This is a genomic window from Bradyrhizobium sp. LA2.1 (assembly GCF_040547725.1).
GTDB classification, from domain to species: Bacteria; Pseudomonadota; Alphaproteobacteria; order Rhizobiales; family Xanthobacteraceae; genus Bradyrhizobium; species Bradyrhizobium barranii.
Genome location: NZ_JBEPQI010000028.1, coordinates 17,963 through 38,524, shown reverse-complemented (window position 1 = coordinate 38,524; position 20,562 = coordinate 17,963). Strand labels below are relative to the sequence as shown.

The following is a 20,562-nucleotide window of genomic DNA, read 5'->3' as shown; positions in this document are numbered from 1 at the left end:
AGCGAAGAGTAACCCCTCAGCCCGCGGTCGTTGGAATGAAAGCTGGGGACTATGCTTGACTACAACCAGCCGATAGATCGGGCCGGACCGGAGGCACCGCAGCAGAGGCCTCAGACCGGTTTCAACGTGCTGGAGCTCGTCAATCTGCTCTGGCGGCGGAAGATCGCGATTGCCGCTGCCGCGCTCCTCGGTGCGACGCTTGCCGTCACCGCGGGCAAGAGCGTGACGCCCCGCTACACCGCCACCGCCCAGCTCTATGTCGACCCGCGCGAGCTTCAGCTCGTCGATCGCGAGCTCACGCCGCGCGCGCAGGACGTCTCCGGCATGGCCATGGTGGTGGAGAGCCAGGCGCGCCTGATTACCTCGAACAGCGTGCTGCTCCAGGTGATCCAGCAGGCCAATCTGGACAAGGATCCCGAATTCGGCGGCGGCGGTGATGCCAGGAGCCTGATGTCGTCGCTGCTCGGCCTGATCGGCCTTCAGCCCCGCGCGCCCTCCGCCGCGGAGACGAAGGAAGTGCAGCTCGCGGCGCTCGACGCGCTGAACAGGCACATCACGGTCCGCAAGACCGAGAAGAGCTTCATCGTCGACATCGAGGTCTGGTCGACCGATCCGGCGAAAGCGGCGATGCTCGCCAACACGCTGACAAATGCCTACCTCGCCGAATCCCGCAACTCGCAGGCTTCGGCCGCGCGACGCGCCACCAACGATCTCTCCGGCCGCCTCAAGGAGCTGCGCGAGCGGCTGCGCAGCGCCGAGACCGCGCTCGCCACCTATAAGGCCCAGAACAATTTCGTCGGCACCCAGGACGCGCTGATCAGCGACCAACAGCTCTCCGCCAGCAACCAGCGGCTTTCCGCGGCCCGCGCGGCGACGATGGACGCACAGGCGCGGCTCGACCAGATCGAGGCGAGCCGGCGCACCGCTGCCGATGCCGGCGCGAATTCGGAAGCGCTGCAATCGCCGACCATCGCGAACCTGCGCGCGCAATATGCCGACGCGCGCAAGAAATATGCGGAGCAGGCCGGCGAGCTCGGCCCGCGGCATCCGGCGCTGCGCCAGACCGAGAAGCAGGTCGAGGATCTCAAGCGCACCATCAACGAAGAGATCGATCGCTTCGCGCAGTCCGCCAAGAACGATCTGACGCGCGCCCGCGACTTTGAAGCCTCGCTCAACCGGGCGCTGGAAGCGCAGAAGCGGCAGAGCGTTCAGCTCAGCCAGGCCGCCGTGCGCCTGCGCGAGCTCGAACGCGAGGCCGATGCCAGCCGCGACGTCTATCAGTCCTTCCTCAAGCGCTCGCGCGAGACCGAGGAGCAGGAGACCCTGAACACCTCGGCGGCCCGCGTCATCGGCGAAGCCACCGTGCCGCAGCGGCGCTCGTTCCCGCCGGCGATGAGCATGTTCGCCATGATCGGCTTCATCTTCGGCGCGCTCGCTGCTGCAAGCTGGTTCGTCGCGGCCGAGCTGCTGTCCGCCGGTGCGACCGCGCCGGCAGCGCCCACACCGGCCCGTCGTGAGCGCACGCCGGCACCGCGGCCTCCGCGCGCGCCGGAGGTTTCACGGACACCGGAGGTAGCCCAGCCGCAGCCGGCTCCGCGAGCTCCGGAAATTGCGCAATCTCTACCGGAGCTCGCCGCGCCATCGCTGCAGCCGGAGATGGACGAAAATACGCTGATCGGAAAGCCGCTGATCGCGCGCCTCCAGGAGGCCGACGTCATTCACACGCTCGGCGCCATCCTCGCCACCGGCGGCGGTGTCGATCTGACCCGGCTTGGCTGGCCGACGCTGCGCCCCGGCTTTCCGCTGACGACGCTGCTCAACGCCTGGCGCGACATGCGCACTGCTGTGGCCCGGCGTGCCGGCGGCAAGGCCATGCCGGTCATCGCGCTCGTCGGCGCGGGCGAGACCACCGGGCGCAGCGTGACCGCGCTGAATTTCGCACTCGCGGCCGCGCGCGACGGCGCCCGCGTGCTGATGATCGATGCCGACCATCAGGCACACCCGCTCTCCAACAAGGTGAGCCGCCCCGGCAAGAGCGAGCCGAGCCGACTCGGCTGGCTCTCGATCGGCAGCAAGGCCTCGCGCGAGATCAAGACGGTCAACGGCATCTCGGTGCTGCCGGCCGCCGACGGCGATGCCGGCAAGGCGACTGAAGCCATGCGCAAGGCCATCGAGCAGGCGCGCGCCGCCGGCGGCTACGATCTCGTGATCCTCGACGGCCCCGTGACGCCGCTTGGTGCGGCCAGCCGCAAGCTGCTCGACGACGCCGACGCGCTGGTGGCGGTGCTGCCGACCAGCCTCGACATCAACGACGGCCTGGAAGAAATCCTGAACACGCTCGGCCGCGCCGAGCGCAAGCTCGTCGGCGTCGTGCTCGACGAGCTCACCCCCGCAACTCAAGCGCGCCAGCGAGGCAGACAATATGCTTGAGCGCCGCGTCAATCTGGACGGCCGGGCCGCAACCGCCGACGTGCCGCGGATCACTATCGGCGGCCTTCGCATGGCCGCGCTCGACCTGGAAGCGACTGCCGATTTCATGATCGAGGCGACCGATCCCGACAATCGCATCGGCCGTCCGCTGCACCTGACCTCGGCCAATGGCGAGGTGTTGGCGCGCTGCTCAACCGAACCGGAAACCGAACGCCTGTTCCGCGGCGCCGACCTCATCAACGCCGATGGCCAGCCGCTGGTCGCGGCGTCAAAGCTGCAATCCTGGTTTCCACTGCCGGAGCGCGTCGCCACCACCGATTTGTTCCACGTGGTCGCGCGCAAGGCCGAAGCCGTCGGCCGCACCTTCTACATGTTCGGTGCCAGCGAGGAAGAGAACGCCGCGGCGGTCGCGAATGTCCAGCAGCTATATCCAAACCTCAAGATCGTCGGGTACAGCCACGGCTATCTGCGCGGCGACGCCCTGCGCGCGAAAGTCGAGGAGATCAACGCGCTCGCCCCGGATTATCTCTGGGTCGCGCTCGGCGTGCCCAATGAGCAGGCATTCGTCGAGCAATACACGCCGCTGCTGACCAATGTTGGCGTTATCAAGACATCCGGCGGCTTGTTCAACTTTTTATCGGGCAGCCGGTCCCGCGCGCCGCAATGGATGCAGAAGATCGGACTCGAATGGGCCTGGCGCACATGGCTCGAGCCGCGCCGCCTGCTCTGGCGCTATTTGACCACCAACCCTCGCGCGCTCTATCTTCTCTTCAGCCGCAAACGGCCTTCCAATCGCTGAGAGAAGAGTAGAAGACGACATGACCGACCGACCGACCGTCCTCGTCACCGGGGGCGCGGGCTATATTGGCTCGCATGCCTGCCGCGCACTGTCTGCCGCCGGCTATCAGCCCGTCGTTTATGACAATCTCTCGACAGGTCATCGCAGCTTCGTCGCGGGTCCGCTGGTGACGGGCGACCTGCTCGACGGCACCGCGCTGGCGCGCGCCTTCGCCGACCACAAGGTCACGGCGGTGATGCATTTCGCGGCGGCAAGCCTCGTCGGCGAGTCCATGACCGACCCGCAGAAATACTACATCAACAACGTCCAGGGCACGCTGTCGCTGCTGCAGGCGATGCGCAACGCAGGCTGCCAGCGCATCGTGTTCTCCTCGACCGGCGCCGTCTACGGTAACGCCGATTCCAAGGAGCTGCCGGAGGACTTCCCCTGCGCACCGATCAATCCCTACGGCGCGTCGAAATGGATGATCGAGCGCATGCTCGCCGATTATCGCGCAGCCTATGGCTTCGGCGCGTTCTGCCTGCGCTATTTCAACGCCAGCGGCGCCGACCCGGCCGGCGGCATCGGCGAATTGCGTGACAACGAAACGCATCTCATTCCGCGCGCCATGATGGCGCTCCAGGGCCATGTCGACTTCGCCGTGTTCGGCGACGATTACGACACGCCCGACGGCACCGCGATCCGCGACTACATCCACGTCACCGACCTCGCTGCGGCGCATGTCGCTGCACTGAAGCTCCTGGAAACGGGACATGCCGGCGGCAGCTTCAATCTGGGCACCGGCTCCGGCTTTTCGGTCCGTGAGATCCTGAACGCCATCAGGCAGGAGACCGGGCGCGAGGTGCCGCACACCATGAAGCCGCGTCGCGCCGGCGATCCCACTTATCTGGTCGCCGATGCCTCCGCCGCGCGAAACGTGCTGAACTTCGTGCCGCGCCATTCCGATCTAAAGACGGTGATCCGGACTGCCTGGGCCTGGCACCAGACAGCGCATCCGCTCAGGACGCGCTAGACACCCGTATTACGGCTTGCCGGTCGGGCCCCCGAGCGGCTAAAGAGATGATCACAGCCGGCGGCGGCGCATGTCCCGACCGCCGCATGTTGCTCTTATGGCCGCCAATGGAAGCGGCATGTGAGGCTCCGCCAATAGCGCGAGCCTGTTCTTCACAGCGAAGGCCACGATCGAGTCCGGGCATCGGCCTGCTTTCAGGCGCGGCCCAGGGAGCACGGAGCGAATGCATCAGGCCGCAAGCCTGCAATTCGAGCGCGTGATGGACGAGCTCGTCCTATGGCACGCCGTGCCGGAGGACGAACGCTCGCCCGCCCCGGCCTGGTGGTGGGGACCGGCGATGGCGGTGGTCGACGCGCACGAGCCGATGCGACAGGTGTGGTGTTGTGAGCTGGGCCTCGGCGACGGCTCGAGCTTTGCCGAAGGTGCGCATGCCCTCCTTGAGCTGTTCGCCGAGCAAACCTCGCAGCCCTGGCCGGATGATTTTCCGCGCAAAGCGGACATCAAGCAAGACAACGTCCGCGAGCTGCACCCGCAGCCGTCAGATGACAGCGCGTTTCAGCCGTAACGCCGCGGCTTCGGTCGCAGCGAGGTCAGACTCCGGCTGGAGCGGCGGCGCGACAGGCAGCTCGATCGGCCGCAGCAGCTCGGCCATCTGCCGCGCCGGCACCGGCTTGGAGATGAGGAAGCCCTGCATCTCGTCGCAGCCATGGGCGCGCAGGAACGCCTCCTGCTCGGCGTTCTCGACACCTTCGGCGACCACGGTCATGCCGAGCGCCTTGCCCATGCTGATGATCGCCTGCGCGATCGCCTGGTCCTCCGAATCCTGCGGCAGGTCGCGCACGAAGGAGCGGTCGATCTTGATGGTGTCGATCGGAAAATGCTTCATCAGCGACATCGACGAATAGCCGGTGCCGAAATCGTCGATGGCGAGGCGGATGCCGCGGCTCTGGATGGCGTCGAGCACCTTCAGCGCGCGACCGACATTGCGCATCATCATGCTCTCGGTGACCTCGAGCTGGAGCAGCACCGGCGACATGCCGGAGGCCGCCAGCGCCTCGTCGACGTCCTGCAACAGATGTTCGTCGACAAACTGCCGCGGCGACAGGTTGACCGCCATCGACACCGGCAACAGGCCACGACGCTGCCAGGCCATGGCCTGCGCGCAAGCCTCCTTCACCACCCAGCGGCCGATCGGCACGATCAGCCCGGTCTCTTCCGCAAGCGGAATGAACTGCGCCGGCGAGATGCTGCCGAGATCCGGGTGCGTCCAGCGCAGCAGCGCTTCCACGCCGGTGATCTGGCCGGTCTCCATGTCCACCTTGGGCTGGTAGTTCAGCGAGAACTGCTCGCGCTCCAGCGCCCGGCGCAACGCGCTCTCGAGCGACAGCCGCTCGATCGACTGCGTCTTCACCTCCTTGGAGAAGAAGCGGTAGCCGTTCTTGCCGTCTTCCTTGGCGAGATACATCGCCATGTCGGCGTTCTTGGTCAGCGTCTGAACGTCGGAGCCGTTGGCCGGATACATCGCGATGCCGATCGAGGCCGTGGTGTGGCACTCGTGGCCGGCCAGCTCCATGGGCTCGGCGAGCGCCACGAGCAGCCCGGTCGCGATGCGCTGGACATCGTCGATCTCACCGCACTGGTCGAGGATCACCACGAACTCGTCGCCGCCGAGGCGTGCGACCACGTCCGTTTCCCGCAGCGCGCCGCGCAGCCGGCTCCCCACTTCGAGCAGGAGCAGATCGCCAGCCTCATGGCCGAGCGAATCGTTGATGACCTTGAAGCGGTCGAGATCGATGAACAACACCGCGAAACGGTGATCGTGGCGCTGAGCTTCGTCGATCGCCTCCCGCAACAGTCCGTTGAAGGTCTCGCGGTTCGGCAGGTCGGTCAGGCTGTCATGCGAGGCGAGGTATTCGATCCGCTCGTCGGCCTCATTCTTCTCGTCGGCGCGATCGAAATTCTCCATCGCGAAGGAGACGTTGTCGGCGAGGCGCTGCAACAGCTCAACGAACTCGGCCGTGAAAGTCTCCTGCTCGGTCGACATGTAGATCATGACGCCGACGGGCTGATCGTGCGTGATCAGCGGGAACGCCGCGCCGGAGCGCGCGCCGTCGCCTTGCAGGACGGCGTGGAAGGCGCTCACACGGCTGTCGTTGACATAGTCGTTGCTGACACAGGGCTGCCGGGTGCGGAACGCGGTGCCGCTCATGCCGCGCCCCTCGGGCCGGTCGGCGTCGATGGAGAGACGAACGTTCCTCGTGGTCTCGGCGGACGGCCCTGCGGCCGCGACGATCGCGAGCTGGTCGCTGTCGGCCTTGGCGAGCGCAATGGTCGTCGAGGTAAACTTGCCGCCGGTGGACGCGGCCTGACACACCAGCTCGAACAGCTCGGCGCGCGACTTGGCCCGCACGATCGCCTCATTGGTGGCGCTCAGCGCGGCGAACATGCGCGTCAGGCGCTCCTTCTGCGCCTCGGCCCGTGACCGCTCCTCGGCCCGGGCGAAATTGTCGAGCGCAAAAGAGACGTTCTCCGCGAGCCGCCCCAGCAACTGGATGAGGTCAGGCGTGAAGGTGCCTTCGTCCGGCGAAAGGAACAGAAGGACGCCGACGGCATCGGTGCCGTTCTTCAGCAGCGGGAAGCAGCCGCCGGATTTCGTCCCTTGATCCCGCGCGATTCGACGCCAGTGCGTCGCACGAACGTCCGTGAGGAGCTCGTTCGCGACGCAGGGTGCCTTGGTGCGAAATGCGGTGCCGGCGAGCCCCCGTCCTTCGGGCTCATCGGCGGACGTCGCGAAACGCCAGTTCTCGACGTGACTGCGACACTCGCCCTTGGTGACGACGATATCGAGATAGCGCGCCGTCGGATCGACCAAGGCGATGGTGGCAGATGAGAACGTTCCGCCGAGCACGGCGGCCTCGCACACGGCTTCGAACAACTCGGCGCGGGATTTCACGCGCATGATCGCTTCGTTGGTCGCGCTCAGCGCCTCCAACATGCCCCGAAGACGGTTGCGCTGCATCTCGGCCTTCGCCTTCTCGTCGGCGCGATCGAAGTTCTCGAGCGCGAAGGCGACATTGGCCTGGAGCCGTTGCAGCAGCTCGACGAATTCTGGCGTGAACGTGCCGCGTTCCGGCGAGTTGAAGAGGAAGACGCCTTCGACCCTGTCACCATTGAACAACGGCAGCGCCGCGGAGGATCCGATGCCGTTCCGACGAGCGTTGGCCGCCCAGGGCGCGATCCGGTCGTCGGACTGCACATCATTGCTGATGCAAGGCTGGCGCGTGCGGAAAGCGGTTCCCGTCAGCCCTCGGCCTTCAGGCACCTGGTCGGACGTGGAGAATTTGAAATTTCGGACCATATCCGCGTTCGGCCCGTAGCAAGCAACGACGCGAAGCAGCTCGGCATCGTGATCGACGAGCGCGATGTTGGCCGAGGTGAACTTGGCGCCTTTCGCCGTCGCTTCGCAAACGAGGTCGAACAGCTCGGCCCGCGAGCGTGCGCGCAGGATCGCCTCATTGGTCGCGCTCAGCGCCGCGTACATGCGCGCCAGGCGGTCTTCCTCCTCGGCGATCCGTGCCTTCTCGGCTTCACGGTCGAAATTGTCGATCGCGAAGCAGACATTCTCGGCGATGCGCAGCATGAGTGCGACGACCCCCTCGTCCTTCGCCCAGGACTGGCTGAGGAAGGACAGGATGACGCCGATGCTCTGGCCGTTCCGGATCAGGGGAGCCGCGATGCAGGCGGCAACACCCGTGTTGAGATTGGCCTGCTCCCACGGCGTTCCCCTGGTGCGACGCGCGAGATCGCGTTCGACTTGGGGCTTCTGCGTTCGAAACACCTCGCCGGAAATGCCGCGGCCATAGGGATTCTCTGGGTCGACGGAGTAGTGGGTCCGGGCCACGATCTCCAGATTCTCGCCGGTGCCGGCGACAGGCTTCAACCAATGCGAGTCCTGCTCCTTCAGGAGAACGAAGGTCGCCAGCGACTTGCCGCCGTGCACCGAGGCGTCGCACACGAGCTGATACAATTCCCGTTCGGTCTTCGCACGCAGGATGGCTTCGTTGGTCGCGCTGAGCGCGCCAAACATGCGGTTCAGCCGCCGCGTCGCGAGCTCGCTGGTCTGCCGCGCGGTCTCGCGCGCGAAATTGTCCAGCGCATAGGAGATATTGGCCGACATGCGCTCGAACAGCGACACCATCTGCTCGTTCAGCGAGCCGGCTTCCCTGCGGGTCACATACAGCACTCCGACGCTCTTACCGCTGCAGAGCAACGGCAGCGCAGCCGCCGCGCCGATGTGGGCCTTGGCTGCGCCCTCGCGCCACGCCAGCGAGCGAGGATCATTCAGGTAGTCGTTGCTGATGCTCAGCTTCTGATTGCGAAAGGCTTCGCCGCCGACACCCGCTCCCTCGGGCGTGCCGGAGTCGGTCGTGATCTCGAGCGAACGCAGCCGCGCAACGTCATCGCCGCAACCGGCCGCAAAGCACAGCCGCCGGCCATCCGGCCCCACCAGAAACACGGCAACGGCCAAAAAGTCTCCGCTCGAAAACCCGGCGTCGCAGACCTTCTGGTACAGCTCGTCCGGCGATTTCGCGTAGAGGATCGCTTCGTTGATGGCACTCAACGCTGCAAAGGTGCGCGCGAGGGTCGTCTGCACGGTCTCAGCTCCCGGGCATTTCTGCCTAATTCTCCCGGGTGCTTTATGAACGGCGACGGCCTAAGTGGTCGTTATTGCGCGCTGCAAACCCTCGATCAAAGTGAACGAGCTGCGAACGGCCGGCGCCAAACTGTCGGGAATGCCGCCGCACGGGAGGATTCTTCGACGAAAGGCGCGCTCTCTTTACGATTTTGCAGCCCTGTATTGGTTTACGGGAGATTGATATCGCTCCCACGCTTTGAGACGATGGCTCCCAACAAGCAGCCCGTTAAGGGCACAATGCCGAGGGAACGCCATGCCCGTCGTCAAGACCGACCGCCTCACGCTCATCAGCGCCGCGCTGCTCCGTGCCGCCGGAGCTTCCGACGACGAGGCCGACGCGGTGGCCACGGGCTGCGTCAACGCCAACCTCGCAGGTCACGACTCCCACGGCGTGATCGCGGTTCCGACCTACATCGACCGCATCAAGGCTGGCCACATCGTGCCCGGCGCCAAATGGACCATCGTCCAGGAATCGCCGACCACGACGGTGATCGACGGCCAGTGGGGGTTCGGCTTCCACGTCAACGCCAAGGCGATGGCGCTGACGATCGAGAAGGCGAAGACGGTGAACGTCGCCGCCTGCACCGTGTTCCGGCAAAGCCATGTCGGCCGCCTCGCCGCCTATCCTCTGATGGCGATGCGCGAAGGCATGATCGGGATTGCGACAGCGGATTCCGGCCGCTCACCGAAGCATGTGGCGCCGTTCGGCGGCAAGGAAGCGCGGCTCGGCACCAACCCGATCTCGATCGCGGTGCCGTCCGATCTCGATGCGCCGTTCTATCTGGACATGGCGACCTCGGCGGTTGCGGCCGGCAAGATCCAGCTCGCGGTCGCCCGCGGCGAGGAGATTCCGACGGGGTGGATCATCGATGCCGAGGGACGGCACACCACCGACCCCACGCAATATCGCAAGGGCGGCGCGCTGCTGCCGCTCGGCGGCACCGAGGGCTACAAGGGCAGCGGCCTCGCCGCGATGGTCGAGGTGCTGTGCGGCCTGCTGACCGGTCTCGGCTTCGGCGTCGAACCGACCGGACGTCACAATGACGGCTGCTTCATGGCCGTGTTCAACGTCGCCGCGTTCCGTCCGCTGAAGGATTTCAAGCGCGAGGTCGCCGAATTCGCGCGCTATCTGAAATCGACGCCACCCTCCGAAGGGAGCAAGGGCGTGTACTATCCCGGCGAGATCGAGGGGTTGCGCGAGCAGCAACGCTTGCGCGACGGCATCGAGATCGAGGATGCGACCTGGGAAAAGCTGCGCGCGCTGGCGCGCGAGTACCGGCTCGATACCGTCCTCGATCTGGCCTGACGGAATTTGGGAGAACAGTATGACGCGGCAGATGGTACTGGTCGGCTTCCTCCAGGCGCAGAACTGCACGAATTTGCCGAGCTCGTGGCGGCATCCGGACTCGCGCGACGATTCGATGTCGGCGGACTATTATCAAGCGATCGCCAAGATCCTCGAAGCCGGCAAATTCCACATGGCGTTCTTCGACGATCGGCTGGCGATGCCCGATCGTTACGGCAACGATCATGCCCACACCGTCGAATACGGCATCCGCTGCGTGAAGATGGATCCGCTGATCGTGCTGACCACGATGGGCATGGTCACCGACAAGCTCGGCCTCGGCGCCACTTGCTCGACGACCTATTACGAACCGTTCGACGTCGCGCGCCGCTTCGCAACCCTCGATTTGATGTCCGGCGGGCGCGCGGGCTGGAACGTCGTGACCTCGCTCAATGACGGCGAAGCGCTCAACATGGGCCGCGATTCCCATCCCGAACATGATTCGCGCTACGACCGCGCCGACGAATTCATGGAGGTCGTGCTCGGGCATTGGGACACCTGGGAAGACGGCGCGCTCATCATGGACAAGAAGAGCGGCCGTTTTGCCGATCCGGCCAAGGTGAAGCGGCTCGATCACAAGGGGGCGGCCTTCAAGTCCCGTGGTCCCTTCACGGTACCGCGCTCGGACCAGGGCCATCCCGTCATCATCCAGGCCGGCGCATCCGGCCGCGGCCAGCGCTTTGCCGGCCATTGGGGCGAGGTGATCTTCACGGCCGCGCGCAATCTCGCTGGTGCCAAGGAAGGTTACGCCGCCGTTCGAAACGAGGCAGCCAAGGCTGGCCGCGATCCCGATCAGATGCGCCTTTGCAATTTGACGACGCCGGTCTGCGCCGCGACCAAGGCCGAGGCTGAGGACAAGATGGCGCTGATCAACAAGCTGCCGCTCGAGATCGACGCGCTGTCGCTGCTTGCCGAAGCGCTCAATTACGATTTCGCCTCCAAAGACCTCGACGAGCCGTTGACGACGGACGATCTGAAGAGCATGCAGGGCATTCTGGGCCTCCGCGACGGCGTGCTGAAGAATTCCGGCAAGAGCAATCCGAGCGCGCGCGACTTCGTCACCTTCTCCGGCCGCGGCCAGGTCCACGACGCCATGGTCGGCGGTCCCAAGGAGATCGCGGACAGGCTGGAAGAGATGTTCGTCGAGCGTGGCTGCGACGGCTTTGTCATCGCCGCGACCTATGTGCCCGGCTCCTATGCGGACTTCGTGCAACACGTCGTGCCGGAGCTGCAACGGCGCGGCTTGTTCCAGAAGGAGTATCGGGGCAAGACACTCCGCGAAAATCTCGGGCTGAAGCGGCCCACGGCCGGCGCCTGGAAGGTGCTGCCGCGCGATGCCGCGGAATAACAACGAGGACAGAGCATGCGCTGGCTGAAATTCACTGTCTCGGACAAGACCTCCTGGGGAATTGTCGAGGGCGACCAGGTGATCGCGGTCGACGGCGATCCCTTTGGCGAATGGCAGCGCACCTCGCGCACGCATCCGCTGGCGCAGGTTCGGATCGAGCTGCCGCTGATCCCGCGCACCTTCTATTGCGTCGGCTTGAATTATCTGAAGCACCTGAAGGAAGCCGCCGACAAGCGCGGCGAGGTGCCGGCCGTCCCTGATAGACCCGAGATCGGCTACCGCGCCCAGAACGCGCTGATCGCGCATGACGAGGACGTCGTGATCCCGTCCTTTGCGACGGACAAGATCCACTATGAAGGCGAGCTCGTCGTCGTGATCGGCAAGAAGGTGAAGCATCTCACCAGGCAGAATGCGATGGATTGCGTGTTCGGCTATACCATCGGCAACGACGTCAGCGAACGCAGCTGGCAGAAGGCCGACCGCAGCCTGTGGCGCTCGAAGAACGCCGACACGTTCAAGCCGATGGGCCCGTGGATCGAAACCGAGGCCAATCTGGCGAAAATGGAAACCGTCGTCCGGGTCAACGGCAGGGAGACCAACCGCTTCTACACCAACGACATGATCTTCGGCGTGGTGCCGTTCCTGGTCGAACTGACGAAGTACTTCACGCTGTGGCCCGGCGACGTGATCTGGATGGGCACGGACGGCGCCTCGCCTGACATCGGGCACGGCGACGTGGTGGAGATCGACATCACCGGCGTGGGGACGTTGCGGAACAGGTTTGTGCGGGAGCAGCGGTAGTAGAGGTGCCGTAGGGTGGGCAAAGCGAAGCGTGCCCACCGCATTCGTAATGGAGGCGAGATGGTGGGCACGGCGCAAGCGCGCCTTTGCCCACCCTACGGCACCGCGGTACTTCCCGCGCAATCAAAACGGCAGCGCCACACTCGTCTTGATCTCCTTCAGCACCACATTGCTGCGGACGTAGCGGATGCCGGGAATGCGGAACATGAACTCGTCGAGGAATCTGTTGTAGGCCACCATGTCCTGCACGACGACGCGCAAATGATAGTCAGCGTCGCCCGTGGTGGCGAAACACTCCAGCACTTCGCGCCGCGTGGTCACCCGCGCGACGAACTCGTCGACGAATTTGGCATCGTGCCGCTCCAGCGAGACATGCAGGATGGCCGACATCGCAAAGCCCGCCTGCTCGCGCGCGATCAGCGCGGCATAGCCCTGGATGACGCCGGCCTCCTCCAGCGCACGCACCCGGCGCCAGCACGCCGAGGTGGACATGCCGACCTCGTCGGCGAGCTGCTGGTTGGTGGCGCGGCCGTCCGTCTGGAGATGGGCGAGAATCCGCGCGTCCTGCTCTTCAATCATGGAAGCCCCCGATTCGGTAACTTCTACCGAATTCTGCCATCCTCTGCAAAATTTTACCGAATTATCGATCAAGACAGGGCGAATAGGCAAGACCTACCAGCCTGCCCGGCATACCCTTCCGTCATCAGGCAGGATGCCGCACGAGGTCCGCCATGGACGCCGTTCCATCACTCGACAGCTACGAGCTCTCAGACCGCTACGACCGCGAGGAGGGCCGCGTCTTCCTCACGGGCACGCAGGCCATCGTCCGCATTGCGCTCGACCAGGCGCGGCGCGACCGCGCCGCCGGGCTGAACACCGCCGGCTTCATCTCCGGCTATCGCGGCTCGCCGCTCGGCGGCGTCGATCTCGAGCTCTGGCGCATCCAGGAGCGGCTCAAGCGGGATCGCATCGAATTTCTCCCTGCGGTGAACGAGGACCTCGCGGCAACCGCGGTGCTCGGCTCGCAGCAGGTCGAAACGCAGGCAGATCGCGAAGTCGATGGCGTGTTCGGACTTTGGTACGGCAAGGGCCCAGGCGTCGATCGCTCCGGCGATGCCCTCAAGCACGGCAACGCCTACGGCTCCTCGCCGCGTGGCGGCGTGCTGGTCGTCGCCGGCGACGACCATGGCTGCGTGTCCTCCTCGATGCCGCACCAGTCCGATGTCGCCTTCATGAGCTGGTTCATGCCGACGCTGCACCCCGCAAGCGTCAGCGAATATCTCGAATTCGGCGAATATGGCTACGCGCTGAGCCGCTTTTCCGGCATGTGGGTCGGCTTCAAGGCGATCTCGGAGATTGTCGAGTCAGGTGCATCCGTCGCGCTGCGCCCGCCGCGCGCCTTCCAGACGCCTGACTTCACGCCGCCGCCGGGCGGACTGCACTATCGCTGGCCCGACCTGCCGGGCCCCCAGATCGAGGAGCGGCTGGAGGCGAAGAAGCACGCGGTTTACGCCTTTGCAAAAGCCAATCCGATCGATCGCCACATCTACGATATTCCCAATGCCACTTACGGCATTGTCACGACGGGCAAGGCGCATCTCGACCTGATGGAGGCCCTGCGGCTGATGGGCCTCGATGAAGCGGCCTGCCGCAACATCGGGATCGACGTCTACAAGGTCGGCATGGTCTGGCCGCTGGCGCTGCATGACGCGATGGACTTCGTGAAGGGCAAGCGCGAGATCCTCGTGGTCGAGGAAAAGCGCGGCATCATCGAGAGCCAGTTCAAGGAATATTTTTACGACTATCCAGGCTCAAAGCCCGAGCGCATGGTCGGCAAGCACGACGAGCGAGGGGCGCGGCTGATCTCATGGATCGGCGAATTGTCGCCGCGTGCGCTTGCTGGCGTGCTCGCACGCCGGCTCGATCCGATGTTCCCAGGCCTCAATCTCGCCGCACGCGCGGCCGGCTTGATGCCCGAGGCCGCGCGCACGATCAACGTCAGCGGTGCGACGCGCACGCCGTATTTCTGCTCCGGATGTCCGCACAACACGTCGACGAAGGTGCCGGAAGGCTCCAAGGCACTGGCCGGCATCGGCTGCCATTTCATGGCGAGTTGGATGGACCGCGAGACCTCCTCGCTGATCCAGATGGGCGGCGAAGGCGTCAACTGGGCGGCGTCGTCACGCTTCACCGGCCACAAGCACGTGTTCCAGAACCTCGGCGAAGGCACCTACTACCACTCCGGCTCGATGGCGATCCGGCAGGCGATCGCCGCCAGGGCCAACATCACCTACAAGATCCTGTTCAACGATGCGGTGGCGATGACCGGCGGCCAGCCAGTCGACGGTCCCATCAGCGTGCACGCCATCGCCCACAGCGTTCGCGCCGAAGGCGTCGGGCGCATCGCGCTGGTGTCGGACGATCCCGCGCAGTTCTTGCCGGCAGACCTGCCGATCGGCGTGACCATCCATCCGCGCGAGGAGATGGACGCCGTGCAGCGCGAGCTGCGAGACATTTCCGGCGTCTCCGTCCTGATCTATCAGCAGACCTGCGCCACCGAGAAGCGTCGCCGGCGCAAACGCGGACAGATGGCCGACCCAAAGCGCTTTGCCTATATCAACGATCTCGTCTGCGAAGGCTGCGGCGACTGCTCGGTCGAGTCCAACTGCCTCAGTGTCGAGCCAAGGGAGACGCCGTTCGGTCGCAAGCGCCAGATCAACCTCTCGTCCTGCAACAAGGATTTTTCCTGCCTCAACGGCTTCTGCCCGAGCTTTGTCACCGTCGAAGGCGCGACGCGCCGGAAGAAGAGTGCGAGCGAGATCGACGTAGTCGGTCGCGCGGCTACGCTTCCCCTGCCTGCTCCCGCCACGCTCGACCGTCCCTACGATTTGCTCGTGACCGGCGTCGGCGGCACCGGCGTGATCACGGTCGGCGCGCTGATCGGCATGGCCGCGCATCTGGAGCGGCGTGGCGTCTCCGTGCTGGATTTCACGGGCTTTGCACAGAAATTTGGTCCCGTGCTGAGCTTCATCCGCCTTGCGTCAAGTCCGGACGCGCTGCACCAGGTCCGCATCGACCAGGGCGCGGCCGACGCGCTGATCGGGTGCGACCTCGTCGTCAGCTCCTCACCTAAGGCGTCCGGCACCTATCGCCGCGGCATGCGCGGCGCGGTCAACACCGCGGAGATGCCGACCGGCGACGTCGTCCGCTTCCGCGACGCCGATCTCGCCTCGCCTGCCCGTCTTCGCGCGATCCGACAAGTCATTGGCAACGACAATCTCGACACCATCAACGCCAACGCGCTCGCCGAGCGGCTGCTCGGCGATGCCGTCTATGCCAACATCATCATGCTCGGCTTTGCCTGGCAGCGCGGGCTTGTGCCGGTCTCGCTGCAAGCGCTGCTGCGCGCGATCGAGCTCAACGGCGTCGCGGTCGAACGCAACAAGCAGGCCCTTGCTTGGGGCCGGATCGCCGCGGCCGATCCGGAGTTTTTGCCGAAGTCGGACGAGGCGCCCGAAGCCGAGACGCTCGACCAGCTCATCGCCCGGCGCGCCGATTTCCTCACCGCCTATCAGGACGCCGCCTATGCGATACGCTATCGGGCGATCATCGCAAAGGTCCGCAGCGCCGAAGCCGCTCTGAGCAGTGAGGTGCTGACCGAGGCGGTCGCGCGCTCCCTGTTCAAGCTGATGGCCTACAAGGACGAGTACGAGGTGGCGCGTCTGCACATGCAGAGCGGCTTCCTCGGCGAGCTGAAGCGCGAGTTCGAGGATGGTTTTCGCGTCCAATATCACCTTGCGCCACCGTTCCTGCCGTCAAAACCTGACGCACGCGGCCGTCCGCGCAAGCGCGCTTTCGGCCAGTGGATCCAGATGCCGCTCGCGATGCTGGCGCGGTTGAAGGGATTGCGCGGAACGCCGTTCGATCCGTTCGGCTACACGGATGAGCGGCGCACTGAACGGGAATTGATCGCCTGGTATGAAGGCCTGATCGAACGCATGCTCGGCCAGCTCGACGCAGCGCACCTACCCAACCTCGTCGCCGTCGCAAAAGCGCCGATGGAGATCCGCGGCTACGGACCAGTGAAGGACACCGCGATCGCCAAGGTGAAGCCCGAGGTCGAGCGGCTGCTCACGAATTTGACGACGTCGGTAACGCAAAAGATGCACGCCCACGGTTGACGCAGCACCAGTGAGGCCTCAGCCTCCGGACTTTAGGTGGCCCCCTGTTGGCGCCCCTGCAATCGGATGACGCATCATGGATTTCGACCAGTTGACTCTGAGTCAGGCCGTCGCCGACCTGCGCGCCGGAAAAGTCACGAGCACCGCACTCACGACGGAAGCACTGAGCCGCGCCAAAGCCCATGCCGAGCTCAATGCCTTCGTCACGCTGGACGAGGCCGGCGCCCTGAAAGCCGCTGCCGCATTCGACGCGACGGGCGACAGGACAAAGCCGCTCGGCGGCGTGCCCATCGTGATCAAGGACAACATCGAGGTCGCGGGACTGCCCTGTAGCGCAGGCACACCGGCACTGAAGGGCTACGTTCCGGAGGCCGACGCGCCCGTAGTCGCGAAGCTGCGGGCCGCAGGCGCCGTCATCATCGGCAAGACCAGCATGCATGAGCTCGCCTTCGGCATCTCCGGCTACAACACCGCGTTCAAGACCGGCGCGGAGTTCGGCGTGCGCAACGCCTATGACCGCACGCTGATCGCCGGCGGCTCCTCGTCCGGCACGGGCGCCGCGCTCGGCGCGCGAATCGTCACGGGCGGGCTCGGAACCGACACCGGCGGATCGGTCCGTGTCCCCGCCGCGCTGAACGGATGCGCCGCGTTGCGCCCGACGGTCGGGCGCTATCCGCAAGAGGGTATTGCGCCGATCTCGCACACCCGCGACACCGCGGGGCCCATGGCCGCGACGATGGCGGATGTCGCGCTGCTCGATCGCGTGATCGCCGGCGGCGACGAGGTTGCGCCGGCTGATCTGAAGCAGGTGCGGATCGGCATCGCGAAGGCGATGCTGACCAATCTCGACACCGATACGGAAGCCGCGTTCCACGCGGCGATCGCAAAAGCGAAGGCGCAGGGCGTCACGGTCGTCGAGATCGAGATGCCTGAGCTCGCCGAGCTCAACGGCCAGGTCAGCTTTCCCGTCGCGCTGTATGAGGCCTATGACGACATGGTCGCCTATCTCAAGCACACCGGGACCGGCCTCAGCATCGAGGCGCTGGCTGAGAAGATCTCCAGCGCCGACGTGAAAGGCATCTATGATGGCATGGTGATCCCGCGAAAACTGCCCGGCCCCGACAACGTGCTGTTCGACGCGAGGCCGATCTATGACGCCGCAATCAAGACCGCCCGCCCCGCGCTTCAGGCGCTCTACAGCAATATGTTTGCCGCCAACAAGCTCGACGCCGTCGCCTTCCCGACCACGCCGCGCGTTGCAATTGCCTCCAACCCGGACGCCAGCAGTCTCGAGAATTTCGGCCTGATCATCCAGAACACCGATCCCGGCAGCAATGCCGGCATTCCCGGCATCCAGATTCCGATCGCGCTTGGCGCGACGAGCAAATTGCCTGTAGGCCTTGAACTGGACGGCCCTCTGGGAAGCGATCGTCGGCTGCTTGCGATCGGCATGGCGCTCGACGGTGTGTTTGGACGACTGCCCGCACCGCGTTGACGCTCTCGTAGGGTGGGCAAAGCGAAGCGTGCCCACCACCTTTCGCTATCATTGATGGATGGTGGGCACGGCGCTTCGCGCCTTTGCCCACCCTACGGCTCTGCCGCTTGAGGCGAACATATATCTATCTCCTCACCCTGAGGAGCTTGCGAAGCAAGCGTCTCAAAGGACGAGGCCACCGGCGGGGCCTTCATCCTTCGAGACGCGCGTTCCGCGCTCCTCAGGATGAGGAACGACCACGTCTCACGCATACGGATTGATCAGCTTCTGCTGCTCGGCGCTGTGCTGGACGAGCATGTCGATGAAGGTCCTGACCTTCGCCGACAGATGATGCCGATGCGGATAGACCGCGTTCATCGACATCTCGACCGGCCGGTACTCCGGCAGGAGGCGCACCAGCCGGCCCGCATCAAGGTCATCCCCCACCAGAAAGCCGGCCGCAAGACTGATGCCGGCGCCCTGTAGCGCCGCCTCACGGAGCGCTTCGCCGCTGTTGGTGACGAGATTGCCGGAGACGCGCACCGACGCCGGCGTGCCCTTACGATCGAAGAAGCGCCACTCGTCGAAGGGATAGTTGATGTGGCGCACGCAATTGTGGCCGGCAAGCTCTTCGAGCGTCTGCACGCGGCCATGCGCCTCGATATAGCCGTGCGAGCAGCACAGCACGTGCCGCCAGGTCGCCAGGCTCCGCACGATCAGGCTGGAGTCCGGCGGCGCGATCATGCGCAACGCGAGGTCAAAGCCCTCCTCGATCAGGTCGACATGGGTCTCGCCCATGCGCAGATCGACCTTGACCTCCGGATAGGTCGCGAGGAATTCGGCCATCACGGGCGCGACGAACGGCACCATGTGGGTGGCGGTGTGAATGCGCAGCGTGCCGCGCGGCGTCGATTGCAGCGCGCCGGCGATGTCATCGGCTTGTTCCAGATCGGCGAGGATCTGCGTCGAGCGGTCGTAATAGGCCTTGCCGATTTCGGTGAGGCTCACTTTTCGCGTAGTGCGGTTCAGGAGCCGAACCCCGAGCCGGTCCTCCAGCGCCTGCACGTGGTTGCTCACCATGGTCGTGGACATGTTGAGCCGGCGGGCGGCGGCGGAAAAGCCGCCATTTTCGACCACCCGGACGAAGGCGGTGAGACTGGTGAAGCGGTCCATCGGTCTGGCTCCGGATTATCCGCTATGGGTGGATAATGCTTCCATTTCTTCCGTGATTATCACAAGCGGGAAGACAGCGCATGTTGGCGGCATCAACGGCGCACCGTTCGGACCGGGGCGGTTGGGAATTCCGAGGATGCCATGTCGAACGCTTCTTATGCTACTGAAACCAATCAGAAAATCAGCTTTCGTCCATCCCGGCAGGCGATCAAGCGGGCGGCCATCGGCTTGGCACTGGCCCTCGGAATCGCCGCGGCCGGCGACTTCGGCTACAACTACCTGAGCACCGGCCGTTACCTCGAATCCACCGACGACGCCTATGTGAAGGCGGATTCCACCATCATCGCCCCCAAGGTTTCCGGCTACATCGCGAAGGTGCTGGTTGGCGACAACGAGAAGGTCCGGGCCGGCCAGCTCCTCGCCAAGATCGACGACCGCGACTTCAAAGCCGCGCTCGACCAGGCCCGCGCCGACGTCGCCGCCGGCGAAGCCTCGGTGCGCAACATCGACGCCCAGCTCGAGCTGCAGCAGCCGATCATCGAGCAGAGCACGGCCGACGTGGCCGCGGCCGACGCCAATCTGAAATTCGCCCAGGAAGAACGCGCCCGCTACGACGACCTGATGAAGTCGGGCTCCGGCACGATCCAGCGTGCGCAGCAGACCGACGCGGCGCTGCGCGCCAGCAACGCGCAATTGCAGCACGCCAAGTCAGGCCTGGTGGCCGCACAGCGCAAGGTCGACGTGCTCACCACCCAGCGCGCCCAGGCCACGGCGCAGCTCGACCGCGCCCGCGCGGTCGCACAGCAGGCAGGGCTGAACCTGTCCTACACCGAGATCACCGCACCGGTGGACGGCACGGTCGGCGCACGCTCATTACGCGTCGGCCAGTATGTGCAGGCCGGCACGCAATTGATGGCGGTGGTGCCGCTCGATGCGGTCTATGTCGTTGCGAACTTCAAGGAGACGCAGCTCACGCATGTGCGTGCGGGCCAGCCGGTCGAGCTGCACGTCGACAGTTTTCGCAATCGCACGCTGCGCGGTCACGTCGACAGCCTTTCGCCGGCCAGCGGACTTGAATTCGCGCTGCTGCCGCCCGATAACGCCACCGGAAATTTCACCAAGATCGTGCAACGCGTGCCGGTGAAGATCGTGCTCGACGACCACAGCCTGACCGGCCTACTCAGGCCCGGCATGTCGGCAGTGCCGACCATCGACACCAAGGCGACGGTGCTGACCGAGCGCGAGACGGCCAAGCGACTCGCCGACAACGCAGTCCGCCCGAACGGCGGCTGAAGCCGGGAAC

At 65.4% G+C, this 20,562-nt stretch carries 13 protein-coding genes; 10 read left to right on the top strand and 3 right to left on the bottom strand.

The annotated features are described in order from the left end of the window. Positions 1-51 precede the first annotated feature (51 nt). From ABIB95_RS38200 to ABIB95_RS38185, 4 genes are all read left to right on the top strand, one after another. On the top strand, positions 52-2,430 hold the full coding sequence (locus tag ABIB95_RS38200; protein WP_354247585.1) for an exopolysaccharide transport family protein: 2,379 nt from the start codon (positions 52-54) through the stop codon (positions 2,428-2,430). Beyond that, positions 2,423-3,229, top strand: a complete 807-nt coding sequence (locus tag ABIB95_RS38195; protein WP_071909478.1) for a WecB/TagA/CpsF family glycosyltransferase — start codon at positions 2,423-2,425, stop codon at positions 3,227-3,229. The genes ABIB95_RS38200 and ABIB95_RS38195 overlap by 8 nt, the downstream gene beginning before the upstream one ends. A 19-nt stretch (positions 3,230-3,248) precedes the next feature. Continuing rightward, positions 3,249-4,241, top strand: coding sequence for a UDP-glucose 4-epimerase GalE (gene galE, locus ABIB95_RS38190; protein WP_354247583.1), 993 nt, complete (start codon positions 3,249-3,251; stop codon positions 4,239-4,241). A 223-nt stretch (positions 4,242-4,464) separates the two neighbouring features. Then, a complete protein-coding gene (locus ABIB95_RS38185) occupies positions 4,465-4,806 on the top strand; it encodes a hypothetical protein (protein WP_063985656.1) in 342 nt (113 codons plus the stop codon). On the opposite strand, the gene ABIB95_RS38180 is transcribed toward ABIB95_RS38185, so the two are convergent. Further along, the gene (locus ABIB95_RS38180) at positions 4,780-8,895 is read right to left on the bottom strand and encodes a bifunctional diguanylate cyclase/phosphodiesterase (protein WP_354247580.1); all 4,116 of its coding nucleotides are present in this window, start codon (positions 8,893-8,895) and stop codon (positions 4,780-4,782) included. The genes ABIB95_RS38185 and ABIB95_RS38180 overlap by 27 nt on opposite strands. A 295-nt stretch (positions 8,896-9,190) precedes the next feature. On the opposite strand from ABIB95_RS38180, the gene ABIB95_RS38175 reads away from it, so the two are divergent. Genes ABIB95_RS38175 through ABIB95_RS38165 form a run of 3 tightly spaced genes read left to right on the top strand, consistent with a single transcriptional unit; the run spans position 9,191 to position 12,431 of the window. Continuing rightward, positions 9,191-10,243 (top strand): Ldh family oxidoreductase, encoded by a 1,053-nt coding sequence (locus tag ABIB95_RS38175; RefSeq protein ID WP_354247577.1) that lies wholly within the window; start codon positions 9,191-9,193, stop codon positions 10,241-10,243. A gap of 19 nt (positions 10,244-10,262) precedes the next feature. Beyond that, positions 10,263-11,630, top strand: a complete 1,368-nt coding sequence (locus ABIB95_RS38170) for an LLM class flavin-dependent oxidoreductase (RefSeq protein ID WP_354247574.1) — start codon at positions 10,263-10,265, stop codon at positions 11,628-11,630. Between the two features lie 15 nt (positions 11,631-11,645). Beyond that, positions 11,646-12,431: a fumarylacetoacetate hydrolase family protein gene (locus ABIB95_RS38165; protein ID WP_354247571.1), complete on the top strand. Its 786-nt coding sequence runs from the start codon at positions 11,646-11,648 to the stop codon at positions 12,429-12,431. A 123-nt stretch (positions 12,432-12,554) separates the two neighbouring features. On the opposite strand, the gene ABIB95_RS38160 is transcribed toward ABIB95_RS38165, so the two are convergent. After that, complete coding sequence (locus ABIB95_RS38160) at positions 12,555-13,010, bottom strand: Lrp/AsnC family transcriptional regulator (protein WP_247315615.1); 456 nt, start codon at positions 13,008-13,010, stop codon at positions 12,555-12,557. A gap of 152 nt (positions 13,011-13,162) precedes the next feature. On the opposite strand from ABIB95_RS38160, the gene ABIB95_RS38155 reads away from it, so the two are divergent. Together ABIB95_RS38155 and iaaH are read left to right on the top strand one after the other, a co-directional pair. Continuing rightward, positions 13,163-16,612, top strand: coding sequence for an indolepyruvate ferredoxin oxidoreductase family protein (locus ABIB95_RS38155; RefSeq protein WP_354247568.1), 3,450 nt, complete (start codon positions 13,163-13,165; stop codon positions 16,610-16,612). 76 nt (positions 16,613-16,688) lie between these two features. Further along, on the top strand, positions 16,689-18,107 hold the full coding sequence (iaaH, locus tag ABIB95_RS38150; protein ID WP_354247565.1) for an indoleacetamide hydrolase: 1,419 nt from the start codon (positions 16,689-16,691) through the stop codon (positions 18,105-18,107). Between the two features lie 243 nt (positions 18,108-18,350). Here the strand turns inward: iaaH and ABIB95_RS38145 are convergent, their stop codons facing one another. Beyond that, entirely contained in the window at positions 18,351-19,259 is a 909-nt protein-coding gene (locus tag ABIB95_RS38145) for a LysR family transcriptional regulator (RefSeq protein ID WP_166344818.1), read from the bottom strand. 141 nt (positions 19,260-19,400) lie between these two features. Here ABIB95_RS38145 and ABIB95_RS38140 point away from each other — a divergent pair, with 141 nt between their 5' ends. Further along, positions 19,401-20,552: an HlyD family secretion protein gene (locus ABIB95_RS38140; protein WP_354247561.1), complete on the top strand. Its 1,152-nt coding sequence runs from the start codon at positions 19,401-19,403 to the stop codon at positions 20,550-20,552. The last annotated feature ends 10 nt before the right edge of the window (positions 20,553-20,562 follow it).